The organism is Achromobacter sp. 18P8.1.1 (genome assembly GCF_057799415.1).
Genome location: NZ_JBYOKH010000017.1, coordinates 45,285 through 62,646 on the forward strand (window position 1 = coordinate 45,285; position 17,362 = coordinate 62,646).

Below are 17,362 nucleotides of genomic sequence, written 5' to 3' on the forward strand. Positions count from 1 at the left end.
GGAAAAACGGCGTATGGATAATCATATCAATTTTGTATTTGAAGCCGTAAATATCTGATTTGACGCATAACTTGGCGGAGACGGAGACTACAGTTTTCGTGTTCCTACCGGACTGAAATGGAATCCAAAGTCAGCAGCCGCCTGAAGCAACCGCTTGCCCCGGAAGTGCTTCAATATATTTTCCTTCCGCGCTTGAATCGCGAGTTCTTCGCCAATTTCGAGATGCTGAATCAGATCAACCTTGCGCATCTGGTGATGCTGCACGAGCAGGGCATCCTGGACCACGACGCGTCGGTCCGGTTGGCCCAGGCGTTGCTCAAGATGCAGGCCGACGGGCCAGATGCGGTGGAGTTGGATGCCGCACGCGAAGAGGCCTATTTCAACTACGAGGCCCATCTGATCAAGCTGGTGGGGCAGGAGCTGGGCGGGCGCCTGCATACCGCGCGCAGCCGCAACGACATCGGCGCCACCGTCGACCGCATCCGTGCGCGGGATTTCACGGCCCGGATCGCGACCGCCTTGATCGACGTCGCCGATGCGGCACTGCGCCAGGCTGGCCAGTACGCGGACTGCGTGATGCCCGGCTATACGCATATGCAGGCCGCGCAGCCGATCACTTATGGCTATTACCTGTCAGCGCTGGTCGACGCCTGGTCACGTGATGTCGACCGCTTACTGCACGTGTTGGAAACCACGGATGCGTCCCCCTTGGGCGCCTGCGCGCTGGCCGGCACGTCGTTTCCGATCGACCGCGACACAACCAGCGCGATGCTGGGCTTCAGCCGCCCGCTGGCAAGTTCGCTGGACAGCGTCGCATCGCGGGATTTTGCGCTGGAGCTGAGCGCTTCGCTGTCGATCATGATGATCACCAGCAGCCGGATGGTGCAGGACTTCTATATCTGGTCGACGCCGGAATTCGGCTATCTGTCGTTCCCGGACAGCATCGCCAGCACGTCCAGCATCATGCCGCAGAAGAAGAATCCGGCGGTGTTGGAATACCTGCGTGGCAAGACCGGCCACTTGATCGGCCTGACCTCGGCGGCTTTCGCCACGGTGAAGTCGACGCATTTCACGCACTCGGGCGACAGCAGCCGCGAGAGCACGCGGACCTGCTGGGAAGCCTGCGAAGAGGCGTTGAGATCGTTGGCGCTGATCAAGCTGCTGGTGGAACGGGTCGAACCGAACCGCGGGCGCATGGCCTCGCGCGCGGCCGAGGACTTCTCCACCGTCACCGACCTGGCCGACCTGCTGGTGCGCAAGGCCGACGCGTCGTTCCGCGACGCCCATCACATCATCGGCGCCGTGGTCCGGCAGGCATTGGAAGCGGGAATTCCCGCCAAGGACATCACGCCCCAGATGGTCAATGCTGCAGCCGCCCAGCAGCTTGGCCGGCAGGTCGCGCTGCGCGAAGACGATATCGCCGCATGCCTGGACCCGGTCCGCAATGTGGCGGCGCGCCAGTCGTTCGGCGGGCCCGCGCCAAGCCTCGTGACCGGCCGTATCGGCGAGCAGCAGGCAGAGCTGGCCAAGCAGCGCAGCGCCATCGCCGCGACGGTGCAGCGCGTGGCGGATGCGCAGGATCTGTTGCGGCAACGCGTGCAAACGCTTATTTCATCCGAGTCAGCGGTGACTTCCGTCCTGGAAGCTTGACTGGCCATAACAATCAAGGGGAATTCCATCATGCTGAAAACTATCGGGGCGGCTATCGCAGCCATGGGGATCTGCCTGGGCACTCAGGCCCAGGCCCAGACCTACCCCTCCAAGCCCATCACCATGATCGTGCCGTTCGCGCCGGGCGGCACGGTGAACCTGATGGGGCGTCTGCTGGCCAATCGGATGTCGGAAGCGCTGGGCCAGACGGTCATCGTGGAAAACAAGCCGGGAGGCGGCGGCAGTATCGGGGCGAACTTCGTCGCGAAGGCACCAGCCGACGGGTACACCTTGCTGTTGGCGACGATGGGGCAACAGTCGATCCAACCGTTGCTAACCAAGAACCTGCCGTACGACGCGATCAGGGACTTTGCGCCGGTTGCGCTGTTTTCCACGGTGCCGAACGTGCTCGCCGTGTCGGCCGACTTGCCGGCCAAGAACGTTGCCGAATTGGTGGAATACGCCAAGCAGCATCCCGGCAAGCTGAACATGGCTTCGGCGGGCATGGGGTCGGTCAACCACCTGACGGGCGAGCTGTTCATGTACCGCTCGGGCGCCAAGTTCGAACACGTGCCTTACCGCGGTGCGGGCCCGGCGACGGCGGATTTGCTGTCGGGACAGGTTCAGGTGCTGTTCGCGAACCTGCCCAACGTGCTGGCCTACATCAAGCCGGGTAAGGTGCGCGTGCTGGCGGTGGCCAGCGAGCAGCGCAGCCCCGCGATTCCGGATGTGCCGACGTTGGCGGAGGCCGGCGTGAAGGATGCCGTGGTGGAATCCTGGTACGGCGTCATGGCGCCGGCAGGCACCCCGCCCGAGGTGATCCGCAAGCTGCAGGACACGGTCATCGACCTGACCAAGGACCCGGCCATGATCGCCCATCTGGCCGAGCAGGGCGCCGTGCCGTTTGCCGGCACCAGCGCGGACCTTGCCAAGCTGTCCGGCGAAGAGACCGAGCGCTGGAAGCGCATCATCGACAGCGCCGACGTCCAGACGAACTGATCAGCCGCCGCGGTTGTCGTACGCGGCCTCTTTGCCGTCCCCATCATCCATCGCCGCGCGGGTCCGTTCCATCAGATGCTGTTTCAGGCCGGCCAGCGCATCGACCGGCCAATCCGGCGCACCGGTCACCGCCAGCCAGGCGTCCACATAATGCTGCGGCGCGTACACATGGCCGTAGCCGATCGGCGTGTGGGTGCTGACGGACATGTCCAGCGCAAGTTGCAGCATGGTCACGACCGGCACCCAGCGCAGGTCGGGCGATACGTCGGGGCCGTAGGGGGGATCCATCCACGCGGGCCGCCGATACAGGTCGCGATAGTCGAAGAACGTGACGGCGTCGCTGGCGTACTGCAGGTAGACGATGCGCATCGGGCCCCAGGGCGCGTCGGCGGGCACCGGCGAGCCGTCCTGGTTCATGAAGCGCACGAAGGCGCCGTCGCGTAGTTGCGGCAGCCAGGCGGGGGAGCCTGGGTTGCGGGCGTCGGTGATGGCGCGCCAGACCCGGCTTTCAAACGGCGGGCCGCTCCAGAGTGCGCCCTGGATGGGGTCGCCGATCATTTCGAAGAGCTCGGCGGACCGCGCGGAATTCATGGCGCCCAGGCTCAGGCCATGCAGATACAGCTTGGGCCGCTGGTCTTTGGGCAGGGCGGTCCAGTGGTTGTAGATTTCGACGAACAGCGCGCGTGCGGCTTCGGCGCCGTACTCGGGCTGGGCCAGCAGCGATAGCGGGCTGGACAGGTAGGAATACTGGATCGCCACGCTGGCTACGTCGCCGTGCAGCAGGTATTCGACGGCGTCCATGGCGGCCGGATCGATCCACCCCGTGCCCGTGGGCGTCACCACCACCAGCGCAGACCGCTGGAACGCGCCGACGCGCTTCAATTCTTCCAGCGCCAGCCGGGCCCGCGCCTGCGCCGTGGCGGCGCCGGGCAATCCCACGTACACGCGGATGGGTTCCAGCGCGTCACGCCCGGTCTGCGCGCGGATTTCACGCGCGCTGGGGCCGGAGGCGATGTATTCGCGGCCTGCCCGGCCCAACTGCTTCCAGGCGATCAGCGAGTCGGGGCTGCCGGTCTTGGCGGGGTCAGTGGGCTGCGGGCGCTCGGGCTCGATCAGCGCGTCGTACTCGCGGAACGAGGCGTCCAGCACGTGCAGTGCCGCACGGAAAAACACGTTGTTGGCCAACGACCAGAAGATCACGATCGCGATCGTCGCGCCGGCCACGTTGGCGACGCGCCGCGGCACCACGCGGCGCACCTGCGCGGACAGCGTGCGGGCCAGCAGCTTGAACAAGCGGCCCAGCGCCAGCAACACGGCAAAGGTGATCAGCGCCGTGGCGCTGACCTTGAAGGGGTGCGCGCTGGTGACGGGTTCCATCTTCATCAGGGCGCGGATCGTGTTCTGCCATTCCGCCGCGCGCCACAGGAACAGCACCAGCACGGACAGGCACAGCACGGTGATCAGCGCGTTGGTGATGCGGGCGGCGCGTGCCTTGGGTTCAGGCAGTTCCAGATAGGCCCATAGCCAGTGCCACAGCACGCCCAGCCCGTAACCGGCGGCCAGGCAGGTGCCAGCCAGCACGCCCTGGGTCAGGTAAGTGCGGGGAACCAGGGTGGGGGTGAGCGAGGCTGCAAAGAACAGCGTGCCCAGCAGCAGGCCGACCCCGGACAGCGATTCCAGGTGCGAGCGGAAAAAGGCAGGCAGACGGTGTGGGAGGCCAGGGCGCAGGGACGTCATCCTGTCAGTCCCGGTCCGGCGCGCCCAGCGGGAACAAGGGGCGGAACACTCTGGCGTCTTCGACCGCCCGGGCAAAGGATGGCCGTGCCAGCAAGCGGGCGCGGTACGCGCGCAGCACCCGATAAGACGCCGAAATGGGGTGCGTCCAGTCCGCATAGAACAGCGCTGGCGCGGCGGCACAGTCCGCCATCGTGAATTCCGGGCCGGTGGCCCAGGCACGGCCGCCCAGTTGCGCATCCAGCCAGGCGTAGGCTAGTTCGAGCTTTTCCGTCGCAAGCGCCAGGCCCTCCCGCCGCTTGGCGTCGTCGCCCGTCAAGGCGCCGTTGACCGCGTGCTGCACCCAGTTCATGACGTGCAAGTCGAAGAAGCGGTCCAGGAAACGCACCTCCAGCGCGGCGGCCGGGTCGGCGGGTACCAGGCTTGCCGGCCCGGGGTGGGCCCGTTGCAGGTATTCGATGATGATGCTGGTTTCGGCGACGTTGCGGTCGCCGTCCACCAGCAGCGGGAACTTGTGCAAGGGCCAGCGCCGCAGCCATTCGGCGGCGTGCTCCGGCGTCTCCGGACCGATGCAGCGGAATTCGAACGGGATGGCGTTCTCGTACAGCGCGATCAGCACTTTCTGCGTGTACGAGGAAAACGGATGGCCGTAGAGCGCAAGCGACATGGTGGGGTCTCCTGAGTCGGTCGGCCTTTATTATGCAAGCGCCAGCCCGACCTGGGGGTAAACCGGGGGCGAAGCGGGGCAGATAATTGTTTTCACCAGACGGACGGCAGCCGTTTCCACCATGCCGGATCCGCGCAAAACCAATACAGTGTCTGGCAAGCCGACGGCAAGGTCGCCGCGGGACAACATGAAGTCTGGATACCAGGACTGGAGACGGGATGGATACGATTCGCAAACAGGGCGCAAGCGTGCGCGATCAAGTCAGCGCAACGGAATGGCAGGTCCGCACGGACTTGGCCGCCCTGTATCGGCTGGTGGCGCTGTTCGGGTGGGATGACCTGATTTTCACGCACATCACCGCCAAGGTGCCGGGCACCGAGCATTTCCTGATCAACCCCTACGGCATGATGTTCGACGAGATCACGGCGTCCAGCCTGGTCAAGATCGACCTGAACGGCAACAAGGTCATGGCGTCGGAATACGACATCAATCCGGCCGGCTTCACCATCCACAGCTGTATCCACGCGGCCCGCAAGGATGCGATGTGCGTGTTGCATACGCACTCCATCAACGGCGTGGCGGTTTCGGCGCAGAAGGCAGGGTTGCTGCCGTTGTCGCAATTCGCGTTCATTGCGCTGCGTTCGTTGAGCTATCACGATTACGAAGGCTTGGCGCTGAACCCGGAAGAGCAGCCGCGCCTGGTGCGCGACCTGGGCAGCAACAACTACCTGATCCTGCGCAACCACGGCTTGCTGACGGTGGGGCAGACGATGGCCGAAGCGTTCCAGGCCATGCACCGCCTGGAGGCTGCCTGCATGGCGCAGGTGCGGGCGCAGGCGGGCGGCGGCGAACTGATCTTCATTCCGCCGGAAGTCCTGGCGCGCGCCGCAGTCGAATCCCCGGCCGACCGGGCACACAAGGCGGCGCTGGCGTGGCCGGGCTTGCTGCGCCGGTTGGACAGGAAGAACCCGGGCTACGCGGAGTAAGGCGGCGGCAGCGCTCTTTTTAGGGGCGCTGCCGGGTCCGGTTGCGGCGTTACGGCTTCGCCTTGGGCGAGGCCTGCAGGAATTCGGCGCAATCGGGCAGCGGCGACGTCGGTGCATAGACCGAACCGTCGGATTTCCATTTGTAGGTCACCGTGTAGCTGCACTGCTTGTCGGCCGCGGGTGCAACCTCGGCCTTCGTCGGCGCCGGCTTCGCGCTGGAGTCGGCGTAGCGGCTGGCGGTCGCTGGCGCGCGTGTTGCCTGGGTGGTGACTTGCAGGTCCGGATACTCCGCGCCGCTGGCCGTCTTGCTTCCCGGCAAGGCTTTCAGATCGGCCTTGAATTGATAGGCATCGATGCAGTGCCCATCACGCTTGCGCTGGTCGGCTTCATTGAAGCAGGCGCGGATCGTCGCTTCCGTCGACGACGGCATGATGAACACCAGATTGCTGGCGGAAGGTTCGCCCAGCGTGACCTCGAACAGATAGAGGTCCTGGCGGATGAAGCTGCCGCCTGAGAATTGCGTTTCCAGTTTGTAGTCGGGTTCGGCCGGGCCGACCACGCCCACCAGCGCGCGATCTTCGCTCAGGCGGATCAGCTGAGGCCAAACGGTGAACTTGGAAAAATCCGGAATGTCGGGCAAGTCCCAGAATGCGCGATCGGAGCGCAGCGTGCGGCTGGTAGCGAACGGGCCGTTGGTTTCGAAGGACCCGTCCGTTTTGATGCCGACGCACCAGTCGGTCTGCGCGTTGCAGAAAAGCTTGTTGTCCGGGTTCAGCTTCAATGGTTCAGTGTCCGGCTGTGCCAGGGCAGCAACCGGCAGGGCGGCCGAAATCAGTAAGGCAAACACTTTTTTCATTGTCGTTTCCGTGATCGCGGTAGAGATGCGGCGCATTATTGCCTGAATCAAGTTTTGTTCATTTCAATCTGGCAGGAATGCCGACAGGACGTTTCAGTCCTATTTTTACGGCTGACTCCAAGCTGAATGTTATGGTTTGGCTTCCAATCGGTGGCCGCGCTGTATCGCGCGCGGCCCCGTTCCCGTCATGAGGAGCCCTGATGAAGTCGATCCCGTCCCTGCTGCTGGGCGCAAGCGCGCTGATGCTGACCCTGCCGGCCGCCGCTGCGCCGGTCACCTACGATCTGGACCCGTCGCATACCTATCCCAGCTTTGAAGCCGATCACTTGGGCGGCCTGTCCACGTGGCGCGGCAAGTTCAACAAATCGCAAGGCGTGGTGGTGCTGGATCGCGAAGCGCGCACCGGCACGGTGGAGGTCACGGTGGACATCAATTCCGTCGACTTCGGCCACGACGAAATGAACCAGCATGCCGTCGCGCCCGACATCTTCGACGCCGCCCGCTATCCCACGGCCACCTTCAAGGGCAAGTTCACCAAGTTCGACGGCGACCGCCCCGAAGAGGCTACGGGCGACCTGACCCTGCGCGGCGTCACGCGACCCGTCAAGATGGAGATCGACGATTTCAAGTGCATCCAGCACCCGATGGAAAAACGCGAGGTCTGCGGCGCCGACGTGTCAACGAAGTTCAGCCGCAAGGACTTCGGGCTGGACTTCGGCCTGGACATGGGGTTCAAGCCGGAAGTGGAGTTGAAGATCCAGGTGGAGGCGGGGCGGCGTCCTTGAGACTAATGAAAGTACGATATTAGCGATATTTTTCGCAATTCTCTAGAAAATGTCCGATTAATCGTACTTTTTATGAACTTTGGTGTACGGTATAGCGAACATTATTAATCTTGTGTTCGAAGAGTATCCGCCATGCCGTACGTACCTACCGCCGTCCTTCCCGCCCAGTTCGGGGCGAGCTTTCAGCGCGAGCGCAAACAGCAAAAGCTCAGCCAAGCGGAACTTGCGCAGCGGGCGGGACTGACGCGCCAATTGATCGTGCAAATCGAGAAAGGCGAGAACGTGGGCCTGCATTCGATCATGAGAGCATTGGCCGTGCTTAATATGGGCCTGCGTATCGATACTGCCAGCATCAATTACGACGACGTGGGGAGCATGGATGATGAGTAGCGCGAAGATAAAGCGGCTTGAAATAAGCACCCCGCAAGGCGAGGCGGGCCTGCTGGAAAAAGAGTCGCGCTTCGTATTCAACTACACCCATCCCGGCAAGGATCGGGAGATATCCCTGATCATGCCGCACCGCGCCGAAAGCTATTCGGACACGGTGTTGCCGCCGATTTTTGCGATGAATCGGCCAGAAGGCTACCTGTACGAGAGACTCTGGGAACGCTTTGGCAAGGAAGTGGAACTTGACGACATGCGGCTGCTGGCCTTGACCGGCAGCAACCAGATCGGGCGCTTGCGTTATCGCGAACCTGGCAGCGACGTGGCACGGCTTCCACCCCAGGTCGGGCTTTCTGAGTTGCTCACGAGCGGGGCAAGCATCGAACTGTTCGAGCATCTAGTCAGCGCCTATCTCACCTCCGGCATTTCCGGTTTTCAGCCAAAAGTACTGATGCCGGACGCGGATGCTGCCGATGCCAAGCCGGTAGTCGATAAGTCCACCACGTTTACGTCTGACCTGATCGTCAAGGCCGCAGGAGAGGACTACCCATTCCTTGCCCAGAACGAGTTTCTATGCATGAGCGTCGCCCGGAAGGCAGGCATACGCGTACCGGATTTTTGGCTGTCGGACGACGGGACACTGTTTGTGATGCGCCGCTTTGACCTTGCTGGCAATGAGCAGCTAGGTTTCGAAGATATGGCTGTGCTTTTACGCAAGAGTGCCAAAGAGAAGTACCTGAGTTCGTACGAGACGGTGGCCCAAATGATCGGCCTGTTGTGCGACGCCAATCGTACTGAGAGCCTTGCGCGGTATTTTGAGTATGTGGCTCTGTCGGTACTGGTGAGAAATGGGGATGCGCACCTGAAGAACTTTGGCTTGCTCTACCGGCACCCTGGCGCCGCGCCCGCCGAACTGGCCCCGCTCTATGACGTGGTAACCACAAGCGTGTATGAAATTGACGATCCCCAATCGGGGCGAAAATTGTCGGACCGCACTCTTGCGCTGAAATTGAATAAGAAAAGGGAATACCCGACACGAAAGGCACTCCTGCAATTTGGCCGTACGGTTTGCAGCGTTTCGCATCCGGAAGCGGCCATCGAACGGATCGCGACGGCGATGGAAGAGGTGCTTCGCGATGAGGCTCACCGCGTCGACGGCAGCTTTCTGGCAAGGATGAAGAACGAGTGGGACAACGGCGCTGCCTCGGTGCAGGCGCCGAAGTTCTTTCAGGCATAGTCGAGAGCGCCGCCTCTCAAAGCCGCACCACCGCCAGCACCGCCTCTGCAAACGCCTCAGGCGCCTCTTGCGGCAGGTTGTGGCCGATGCCGCCGGTGATGTCGCGATGCTGGTATTTGCCGCTGAACTGCTTGGCGTAGCTGGCGGGGGGCGGATGCGGGGCGCCGTTGGCGTCGCCTTCCAGGGTGATCGTCGGCACCGTGATCTTCGGTGTGGCCGCCAGGCGTTTTTCCAGTTCGTCGTATTGCGATTCGCCTTCGGCCAGGGCCAGGCGCCAGCGGTAGTTGTGCACCACGATCGCCACGTGGTCAGGGTTGTCGAATGACTGTGCGGAACGCTGATACGTCGCGTCGTCGAATTTCCACTGCGGCGATGCCAACTGCCAGATCAGCTTGTTGAAGCCGTCGCGGTTGGCGGCGTAGCCCGCTGCGCCGCGTTCGGTGGCGAAGTAGAACTGGTACCACCACTGGAACTCCGCCTGCGGGGGCAATGGTTTGCGGTTGGCTTCCTGGCTGCCGATCAGGTAGCCGCTGACCGACACCAGCGCCTGGCAGCGTTCGGGCCACAGCGCGGCCATGATGTTGGCGGTGCGCGCGCCCCAATCGAAGCCGGCAATGACCGCGCGTTCGATCTTCAGCGCATCCATCAGCGCGATGATGTCCACGGCGACCACTGCCTGTTCGCCGTTGCGGGGCGTGTCGGCCGACAGGAAGCGCGTCGAGCCGTAGCCGCGCAGGTACGGGACGATGACGCGATAGCCGGCGGCGGTCAGCCGCGGCACGACGTCGACGAAGGCGTGGATGTCGTAAGGCCAGCCGTGCAGCAGGATGGCGACAGGGCCGGTGCTGGGGCCGGCGTCCACATAACCGACATCGAGCGTGCCGGCCCGGATCTGGCGGATGCCGTCGAACGACGCGGCGCTGCGGCGGGGGGTAGTGTTGGCGGGTTGCGCAGGGCTGGACTTGGCCTGCGCCGTGCCGCTCACGCCAAGGTTCAGCAGGCTGATGCCTGCCAGGGTGGACGTCGTGGCGAGCAGGCGGCGACGCCGGGTGTCGATAGGGTCTGTCATGGCGGAGGTTCCATAAAAGGTTCGCAGGGTTGAGGACTTGCTGCGAACGATTTATAGAGGTCCGGCGCGCGCGCCGGGTGTCCGAATGTATGGGCCCCGGGGGCGGATACAGTGCGATTCAAATCCGCCGGTTTTCCGCCATAGATTCGGCTCAGTCGGGGATTTCCGGTTCCACCAGCTTGGCCAACTGCGTCAGCGATTCCTGCCAGCCCAGGTAGCACATCTCGGGCGGAATGACGGCAGGGATGCCTTCCTGCACGATGCTGATGTCGGTGCCGCAGGAGACCTTGCGCAGCGTGATCGTGGTCTGCATCTGGCCCGGAAGGTTCGGGTCGTCGAAGCGGTCCGTGTAGCGAATCTTTTCGGACGGGACCAGTTCCAGGTATTCACCGCCGAAACCGCTGCTGTTGCTGGTCGTGAAATTGCGGAACGACATCTTGTGGACGCCGCCCACCTTCGCGTCCAACTGGTGGACCTGGCAGGTGAATCCATAGGGGGGAAGCCATTTCGCGATGGCGTCGGGCTCCAGGAAAGCACGGTAGACGCGTTCGGGGGAGGCGCGCAGGACGCGGTGGAAGGTAACGGTGCCGGTAGTCATGGTGTGTCCGCCTTACAAGTAGAGTGGGTCGTACTGATACGACGAATAGACGACACCGGAATCGACAGGCTGGGGATCGGGAGAAACCCTGATCCGCGGCAACACCAGAAACAAGGAAGCCCGCGCCGCCCCGTACCCGTGACGCGGGCTTGCTGCTCCGGGGCATTTGCGTATCGGGACGTACGGGCGAAAAAAAGGGCCGCTTATTGCGGCCCTTTTTCTGTGCGCGGCGTCAGGTGCGCGCGCGGCGTGTCATCAGTACGCGCCCATGTAATCGCGCTTGCCGACTTCGATGCCGTTGTGGCGCAGGATCGCGTAGGACGTCGTCACGTGGAAGAAGAACTGCGGCAGGCCGTAGTGCAGCAGGTAGGCGCTGCCCGACAGCTTCTTTTCTTTCGGCGTGCCCGGGCGCAGCACGATTTCAAGCGATGCGCTTTGTTCGAACTGTTCCGGCGTGAACGAACCGACGTGTGCCAGGGTCTTCGCGATCAAGGCCTGCAGTTCGGCAAACGTGGGTTCGCCGTCGGGCCAGGACGGCACTTCCGCGCCGGCCAGGCGGGACGTGATGCCCTTGGCGAAGTCGGTGGCGATCTGCACCTGGCGCGACAGCGGGAACATGTCCGGGAACAGGCGGGCGCCCAGGTAGGCGGACGGGTCGATGTTCTTGTCGGTGGCGTGGGCTTCGGCCTTCTTCAGCACGTCCGACAGCGCGGACAGCATTTGCTTGATGACAGGAACGGAAGCGTCGTACATGGGGGTGGTCATGAGGGGACTCGCAAAATGAGTGAGGCGGGCGCGGGGCTCCCCGCGCGGCTGGTCCCAAGACTACCAGCAATTGGCGACAGGATGGCGGCTTACAGGATCCCCGCGGTCAGGGCCTTCAAGGTCGCGGCGACGCGGGTCGAGCACTCCAGCTTGCGGAACACGCTTTCCACGTGGGTGCGCACCGTGCTGGGGCTGATATTCAACGCCCGGGCGGCCTCCTTGTTGCTGGCCCCCAGGCTGATCTGGCGCAAGACTTCCAGCTCCCGTTGCGACAGCGTGCTGGTCGTGCGCCGCGCCGCGGGGGCGCCGCCGGATGCGGCGGTGATGGCGGCAGCGGCCACCTCTGCATCGAAGCGGCCCGCCTCGGCTTCCTCGCGCAGGATGCGGGCGGCCTCCTGCAGGGAATAGGCCGGCCGCCAGGGGCGGTCTTCCAGCAACGCCTGCAGCGCGACCGTCGTGGACAACACGCGTTGCGCAGGACTCAGCGCGGACCCGGACGCGCCGCGGAAATAGCCGCTGCCGTCCAGGCGTTCGTAGGCGTAAGAGGCCAGTTCGGCCGCTTCGCTCAGGCCCTGGATCTGGCGGGCGGCCCGGGCGGTCCAATAGGGCATCAACCGGACTTGTTCCCACTGGTCGGCGGACAGTTTGCCGGGGGTGTTCCACAAGCGGTTCGGCAAGGCGGCGCGGCCGATCCCGTGCACTAGCGCGGCCGCCTGCAACGATTCCTGCGCGGCCGGGCCCATGCCCAGCAGCGCGCCGCAACGGGCGGCCAACTGCGCGACCCGGCGGGAATAGCCTGCCAGCCACGGCAGCTTGAGTTCGGCTACGTCCGCCAGCAGCGTCAGGTCGGCGGCGGGCGCGTCGAGCGGGGCGTCGGCCAGCGCCCATTCGGTGCCTGACGGCGGGTGGGCGTCGATGTCGTCAAGCCAGGCATGGCCGTGGCGGATCGCCAGGTCTGCGACCGCGGCGGGATACTTGGCGCCGGCCTGCGTGCGCAGGTAGTCCATTGCGCTGTCGCGGCCATGCGCGCGGCTCAGGATTTCCAGATCGCTTGCCGCATTCACGTAGAACACGACCCCCGGGATGGCGTCTCCGGCCACGCCCTGCGGCATGCCCTTGCCGTCATGGCGTTCGAAGGCGTGGCGCAGACCCGCCACCACGTCGTCCGGCATGCCCAGGTTGACGGCCACGTCGCCCGAGATTTCGCAATGGATCAACGCCAGCGGCACGATCAGCGATTGCGTGCGGGGATCCAGGGGCGGCAGCGTCTGCGCCATCATGGCCTCGCGCGAGGCCACATCGTCGCCCAGGAGGTCCGCGAAGCCGCTGGCGTTGGCCGTGCAGCCCGACCAGCGCAGCAGCGCCACCGCACGGGCGTGGTTCTGGGTGGCCTCGCCCGCACCATGGGCCGCGGCCAGTTTGCCGGCCAGGCACGCGGTGCGGCGCGAATGATCGGTGGCGCGCCCCATGCTCAGGTCGCCGACAAAGGCCATGGCCAGCACGGCATCGGTGAGTTCCATCGTACTGGCGGCGGTCATCGGGGGCGGGCGGTCAAAGGGGCAGGGGGCGGGCTGATTGCGAGGCTGATCGCGGCCTTATCGGTTAATCAACCGATACCGGCCTGGCGGGAGGATGACGACACTGGAACCCAGCAAGCACGACACCGTCGCTTGGCACCCAACCTAAAGGAAATTCAGTATGAAACGCCATATTATCGCAGCCTCATTGCTGGCAGCCGGCCTGTTCGCAGGCCCGGTTTCGCAGGCCTTTTCGGCCCAGCCTTCCGTCGTGATCGTGCACGGCGCCTTCGCCGACGGCTCGGATTGGGCGAAGGTGATCGCCCTGCTGCAAGACAAGGGCGTGCAGGTCCAGGCGGTGCAGAACCCGCTGGATTCGCTGGCCGGCGACGTGGCCGCGGCCAATCGCGCCATCGACAATCAACCCGGGAAAGTGGTGCTGGTCGGCCATTCGTGGGGCGGCGTGGTGATTACCGAGGCGGGCAAGCACGAGAAGGTCGCCAACCTGGTCTACGTGGCGGCGTTTGCGCCCGATGCAGGCCAGTCGGTGGCGTCGATGACCAAGAATGAGCCCAAGGCGCCGGGCACGGACAGCATCGCCGCTGACAGCCATGGCTGGCTGAGCATGCCGCCCCAGGGCATCGCGCGGGACTTCGCGCAAGACGTCCCGGCCGCTCAGGCCCGCGTGATGGCGGCCACCCAAGGGCCGATCAAGGCGACGGCGTTTGGCGAAGCCGTAACCTCCGCAGCCTGGAAGACGAAGCCGTCGTGGTTCATCGTGGCCGAGAACGACCGCATGATCCTGCCCGCCTTGCAGCGCACGATGGCAGCGCAGATCGGCGCGAAAGTGACGGCCCTGCCGTCCAGCCATGTGCCGCAGCAATCGCGCCCCGCCGATGTGGCCCGCGTGATCCTGGATGCAGTCGCCAGCGTGAAGTAAGGCGCACCCTGCCCGCCCGGCGGTTGCCAAGGCGCCGGGCGGATGAGTCCGCAATGTTCCTAAAATGTACTTTTTATGTTCTGAGACACCCTGAAATACTCGGGTTAACACTAGTGATTCCCAGCCTTTCAGTCAGGCTATAACCATGTTTGTATTTTTTTTGTATTTATGAACATGAAAATTGCACTGATTGGTTGTGGTGAAGTGGGTGACTGCTATGCAGCGGCGTGGGTGGCCGCGGGCCATTCGATCGTGGGTATCTGCGAGCTGCGCGAGGACGCCGAGATGCAGGCGCGCGCGGCCTCCTATGGCAGCGCGTTGCATGCCGAGCCCGGCCCGTGGCTGGCTCAGGCCGACATCGTGGTGTCGGCCGTCTTCGGCCACGCGGCGCTGAAAGTCGCCACGCAGGCGCTGCCGCACTTGCGCGACGACGCGTCCTACGCCGACTTCACGACCGCAAGCGCCGCCGACATGCGCGCCGCTGCCGACATCGCCGCGCAGCGCGGCGTGCCCTTTACCGATGTGGCGATCATGGGCGCCATTGCGCTGCTGGGCGCCCGCACCCCGCTGTTGTGCGCCGGCACGGGCGCGCCCGCCGTGGCTGCTTTCACGTTGTCCGCGGGAGCCCCCGCGCAGGCGATCGACGGCCAGGCGGGCGACGCCGTCCGCTTGAAGCTGTTGCGCAGCATCCTGACCAAGGGCATGGAAAGCCTGGCCGTCGAGTGCCTGGTCGCCGCTGAAAGCATGGGCCTGCGCGCCTCCCTCTATGAAGTCCTGTCCGATATGGACCGGACGCCGCTGACGACATTCGTCGATTCCTTCGTCCGCTCGCATGTGCTGCACGCACCGCGCCGCCTGGCCGAAGTGCGCGAAGCGCGCGAGCAATTGGTCGAGGCCGGCTTGCAGCCGCTGGTGCTGGACGGCGTCGAACGGCTCTTCGCGCGTACGGCCAAGGGCATCGAAACGGCACGCGAGGCCGGTTCGTTCAACGTGCCCGACTCCGTGGCGGACCGCCTGGCATGGCTGACGCCCCTGGCGCGCCAATCCTGAATCGCGGCAAAAGGCCCCTCAGAGGGCCGTGCAATTCCCAAACATCAGTGAGGAAGACAATGAAATCCCTGAAGACTGTGTTGGCAGCCACGCTGCTGGCCTCGTGCGCCGCGGCCAGCGCGGCCGACATGGGCTCCGCGCCCATTACGCTGATTTCCCCGTTTCCCCCGGGCGGTGGAACCGACACCCTGACCCGCATGATCGGGTCGGCCATCGCGCAGGACACGGGCTGGAACATCGTGGTCGAGAACAAGCCGGGCGCGGGCGGCAACCTGGCGCTGGACGCCACGGCGCGCGCCAAGCCTGATGGCCACACGCTGGTCATGGCGCAGACGGACAACATCGTGCTGAACCCGTGGCTGTACAACAAGCTCAGCTACGACACCTTCAAGGACTTCAAGCCGGTGGGCCTGGTGGCCTCGTCACCCAGCGTATTCGTGGTGGTGCCGGAGTCTCCGTACAAGACGCTGGACGATGTGGTGAAGGCCGCCCGCGCGCGGCCGGGCCAGGTATCGCTGGGCATTCCCGGCATCGGCGGCAGCGGCGACCTGATCGGCCACCTGTGGCGCAAGGCGGCGGGCATGGAACTGATGCACGTGCCGTACCGCGGCTGGTCGCAGGCGTTTCCGGATCTGGCCAGCGGCCGCATCGACCTCTACACCGGTTCCGTGGCATCGCTGTTGCCGCAGATCCGCGGCGGCAAGGTCCGCGCGCTGGCCGTGGTGGCCGACGAGCGTTCACCGGCGCTGCCGGATGTGCCGACCTTCGCGGAAAGCGGTTTCAAGACCATTAACCAGACGATCTGGTGGGGGCTGATGGCGCCCGGCAAGACGCCGGACGACGTGGTCGCCACATTGAACCAGGCGCTGAATAAATCCCAGGCGCAGGCGGATGTCGTGAAGAAGCTTGAAGACTCCGGCTACAGCGTCATGACGGGCACGCCGGCGGATCTGGGCAAGCGCCATCGCGCCGACCACGACATTTTCGGCAAGGTCGTGCAGGAAGCCGGCATCCCCAAACAATGATCGTGCGAGATCCACAGACAACGCATCAGGAGAACCCCAATGATCGGTTTTGAGATTCACCCGCGCAAACGCGCGGTCGCGAGCGAGTTCGTCGAGAAGTTTCGCCGCATTCCCGTCGCCAACATCAGCGACTGCATGTCGCGCATGACGGCCGGCGGCGCGCGCCTGCGGCCCATGCATGACGGCCATCCGCTGGCCGGCCCCGCGCTGACGGTGCGCTCCCGCCCGGGCGACAACCTGCTGGTGCACAAGGCGCTGGAACTGGCGCAGCCGGGCGATGTGGTGGTGGTGGATGCGGGCGGCGACCTGACCAACGCCATCATCGGCGAAATCATGACCACCTACGCGCAGAAGCGCGGCCTGGCCGGCATCGTGATCAACGGCGCGATCCGCGACGCCGGCACCATCCGCCGCGGCTCGTTCCCGGTGTATGCCGCCGGCGTGACGCACCGTGGGCCCTACAAGGATGGCCCGGGCGAGATCAATGGCGTCATCGCGCTGGACGGCATGACGATCGAACCGGGCGACCTGATCCTGGGCGATGAGGACGGCCTGCTGGCCTTGCCGTATGACCAGGTGGCCGCGCTGTACGAAGCCGCGTCGGCCAAGCATGCGGTGGAAGAAGAGATGCTGGCGCAGATCGCCGCCGGCACGCTGGATACGTCGTGGATCGATGCGCGGCTGAAGGCGCAGGGCTGGAAGCCCTGATCAAGCTATCGGCAATCAGCCTTGGGCGATGCCCAGGCGGCGCAGGACCCGATCTTTGACTGCGCCGCCGTAGGCCCACGACAGCACCGCCAGCACCAGCATCGCGACGGTGAAGTAGGCACGTGCGGCCATCGGTACCGGATTCAGTTCGGCGATGGTCCGCATCGGTTCATAGGACGTGAAATCGCTGGCCGCCAGCACGCTGAACACCAGGGCCAGCACCGGCCCGGTGAAATGCGGCCGTTCGCCTCGCGTCGCCTTGTCGGCGTTGAATGACCAGCGCAAGAGCTGCACCAGTTGCACGGCTACCGTGACAAGCGGAATGGCCACGGCCAGCAACAGGACGAACAGGGCGACAAGGATCTGGGGCGAATACATGAAAGCGAATATAG

At 64.6% G+C, this 17,362-nt stretch carries 18 protein-coding genes; 10 read left to right on the plus strand and 8 right to left on the minus strand.

Annotated features, from left to right (window positions below):
• Positions 1–117: 117 nt before the first annotated feature.
• Positions 118–1,650, plus strand: a complete 1,533-nt coding sequence (argH, locus tag AC27VE_RS13125) for an argininosuccinate lyase (protein WP_488704079.1) — start codon at positions 118–120, stop codon at positions 1,648–1,650.
• Positions 1,651–1,680: 30 nt separating this feature from the next.
• A complete protein-coding gene (locus tag AC27VE_RS13130; RefSeq protein WP_427959956.1) occupies positions 1,681–2,649 on the plus strand; it encodes a Bug family tripartite tricarboxylate transporter substrate binding protein in 969 nt (322 codons plus the stop codon).
• Here AC27VE_RS13130 and AC27VE_RS13135 read toward each other — a convergent pair whose 3' ends face one another.
• Together AC27VE_RS13135 and AC27VE_RS13140 are read right to left on the minus strand one after the other, a co-directional pair.
• Positions 2,650–4,386: an alpha/beta hydrolase gene (locus AC27VE_RS13135; protein WP_488704080.1), complete on the minus strand. Its 1,737-nt coding sequence runs from the start codon at positions 4,384–4,386 to the stop codon at positions 2,650–2,652.
• A gap of 4 nt (positions 4,387–4,390) precedes the next feature.
• Positions 4,391–5,050, minus strand: coding sequence for a glutathione S-transferase family protein (locus AC27VE_RS13140; RefSeq protein ID WP_488704081.1), 660 nt, complete (start codon positions 5,048–5,050; stop codon positions 4,391–4,393).
• 218 nt (positions 5,051–5,268) lie between these two features.
• Here AC27VE_RS13140 and AC27VE_RS13145 point away from each other — a divergent pair, with 218 nt between their 5' ends.
• Positions 5,269–6,036: a class II aldolase/adducin family protein gene (locus AC27VE_RS13145; RefSeq protein WP_488704082.1), complete on the plus strand. Its 768-nt coding sequence runs from the start codon at positions 5,269–5,271 to the stop codon at positions 6,034–6,036.
• Between the two features lie 49 nt (positions 6,037–6,085).
• On the opposite strand, the gene AC27VE_RS13150 is transcribed toward AC27VE_RS13145, so the two are convergent.
• Entirely contained in the window at positions 6,086–6,892 is an 807-nt protein-coding gene (locus AC27VE_RS13150) for a hypothetical protein (RefSeq protein WP_488704083.1), read from the minus strand.
• 200 nt (positions 6,893–7,092) lie between these two features.
• On the opposite strand from AC27VE_RS13150, the gene AC27VE_RS13155 reads away from it, so the two are divergent.
• From AC27VE_RS13155 to AC27VE_RS13165, 3 genes are all read left to right on the plus strand, one after another.
• Entirely contained in the window at positions 7,093–7,677 is a 585-nt protein-coding gene (locus AC27VE_RS13155) for a YceI family protein (protein WP_006226558.1), read from the plus strand.
• Positions 7,678–7,809: 132 nt separating this feature from the next.
• Complete coding sequence (locus AC27VE_RS13160; protein ID WP_488704084.1) at positions 7,810–8,067, plus strand: helix-turn-helix domain-containing protein; 258 nt, start codon at positions 7,810–7,812, stop codon at positions 8,065–8,067.
• Entirely contained in the window at positions 8,057–9,298 is a 1,242-nt protein-coding gene (locus AC27VE_RS13165; RefSeq protein WP_488704085.1) for a type II toxin-antitoxin system HipA family toxin, read from the plus strand. Before AC27VE_RS13160 ends, AC27VE_RS13165 begins: the two co-directional genes overlap by 11 nt.
• Positions 9,299–9,314: 16 nt before the next feature.
• Here the strand turns inward: AC27VE_RS13165 and AC27VE_RS13170 are convergent, their stop codons facing one another.
• The 4 genes from AC27VE_RS13170 to AC27VE_RS13185 all read right to left on the minus strand — a co-directional run bounded on the left by AC27VE_RS13170 (position 9,315) and on the right by AC27VE_RS13185 (position 13,268).
• Complete coding sequence (locus tag AC27VE_RS13170) at positions 9,315–10,367, minus strand: alpha/beta fold hydrolase (RefSeq protein ID WP_488704086.1); 1,053 nt, start codon at positions 10,365–10,367, stop codon at positions 9,315–9,317.
• 151 nt (positions 10,368–10,518) lie between these two features.
• Positions 10,519–10,965 (minus strand): SRPBCC family protein, encoded by a 447-nt coding sequence (locus AC27VE_RS13175; protein WP_488704087.1) that lies wholly within the window; start codon positions 10,963–10,965, stop codon positions 10,519–10,521.
• Positions 10,966–11,220: 255 nt separating this feature from the next.
• Positions 11,221–11,730, minus strand: coding sequence for a DUF1993 domain-containing protein (locus tag AC27VE_RS13180; RefSeq protein ID WP_006226555.1), 510 nt, complete (start codon positions 11,728–11,730; stop codon positions 11,221–11,223).
• Between the two features lie 89 nt (positions 11,731–11,819).
• The gene (locus AC27VE_RS13185; protein WP_488704088.1) at positions 11,820–13,268 is read right to left on the minus strand and encodes an HD domain-containing phosphohydrolase; all 1,449 of its coding nucleotides are present in this window, start codon (positions 13,266–13,268) and stop codon (positions 11,820–11,822) included.
• A gap of 160 nt (positions 13,269–13,428) precedes the next feature.
• On the opposite strand from AC27VE_RS13185, the gene AC27VE_RS13190 reads away from it, so the two are divergent.
• The 4 genes from AC27VE_RS13190 (at position 13,429) to AC27VE_RS13205 (ending at position 16,970) form a co-directional block, all read left to right on the plus strand.
• Positions 13,429–14,187 (plus strand): alpha/beta fold hydrolase, encoded by a 759-nt coding sequence (locus AC27VE_RS13190; protein WP_006226553.1) that lies wholly within the window; start codon positions 13,429–13,431, stop codon positions 14,185–14,187.
• 174 nt (positions 14,188–14,361) lie between these two features.
• Entirely contained in the window at positions 14,362–15,237 is an 876-nt protein-coding gene (locus tag AC27VE_RS13195) for an NAD(P)-dependent oxidoreductase (RefSeq protein WP_488704089.1), read from the plus strand.
• Between the two features lie 59 nt (positions 15,238–15,296).
• Entirely contained in the window at positions 15,297–16,262 is a 966-nt protein-coding gene (locus AC27VE_RS13200; protein ID WP_006226551.1) for a Bug family tripartite tricarboxylate transporter substrate binding protein, read from the plus strand.
• Between the two features lie 39 nt (positions 16,263–16,301).
• Positions 16,302–16,970: an RraA family protein gene (locus AC27VE_RS13205; RefSeq protein ID WP_088589429.1), complete on the plus strand. Its 669-nt coding sequence runs from the start codon at positions 16,302–16,304 to the stop codon at positions 16,968–16,970.
• 15 nt (positions 16,971–16,985) lie between these two features.
• On the opposite strand, the gene AC27VE_RS13210 is transcribed toward AC27VE_RS13205, so the two are convergent.
• Positions 16,986–17,348: a hypothetical protein gene (locus tag AC27VE_RS13210; protein ID WP_088589430.1), complete on the minus strand. Its 363-nt coding sequence runs from the start codon at positions 17,346–17,348 to the stop codon at positions 16,986–16,988.
• Positions 17,349–17,362: the final 14 nt, after the last annotated feature.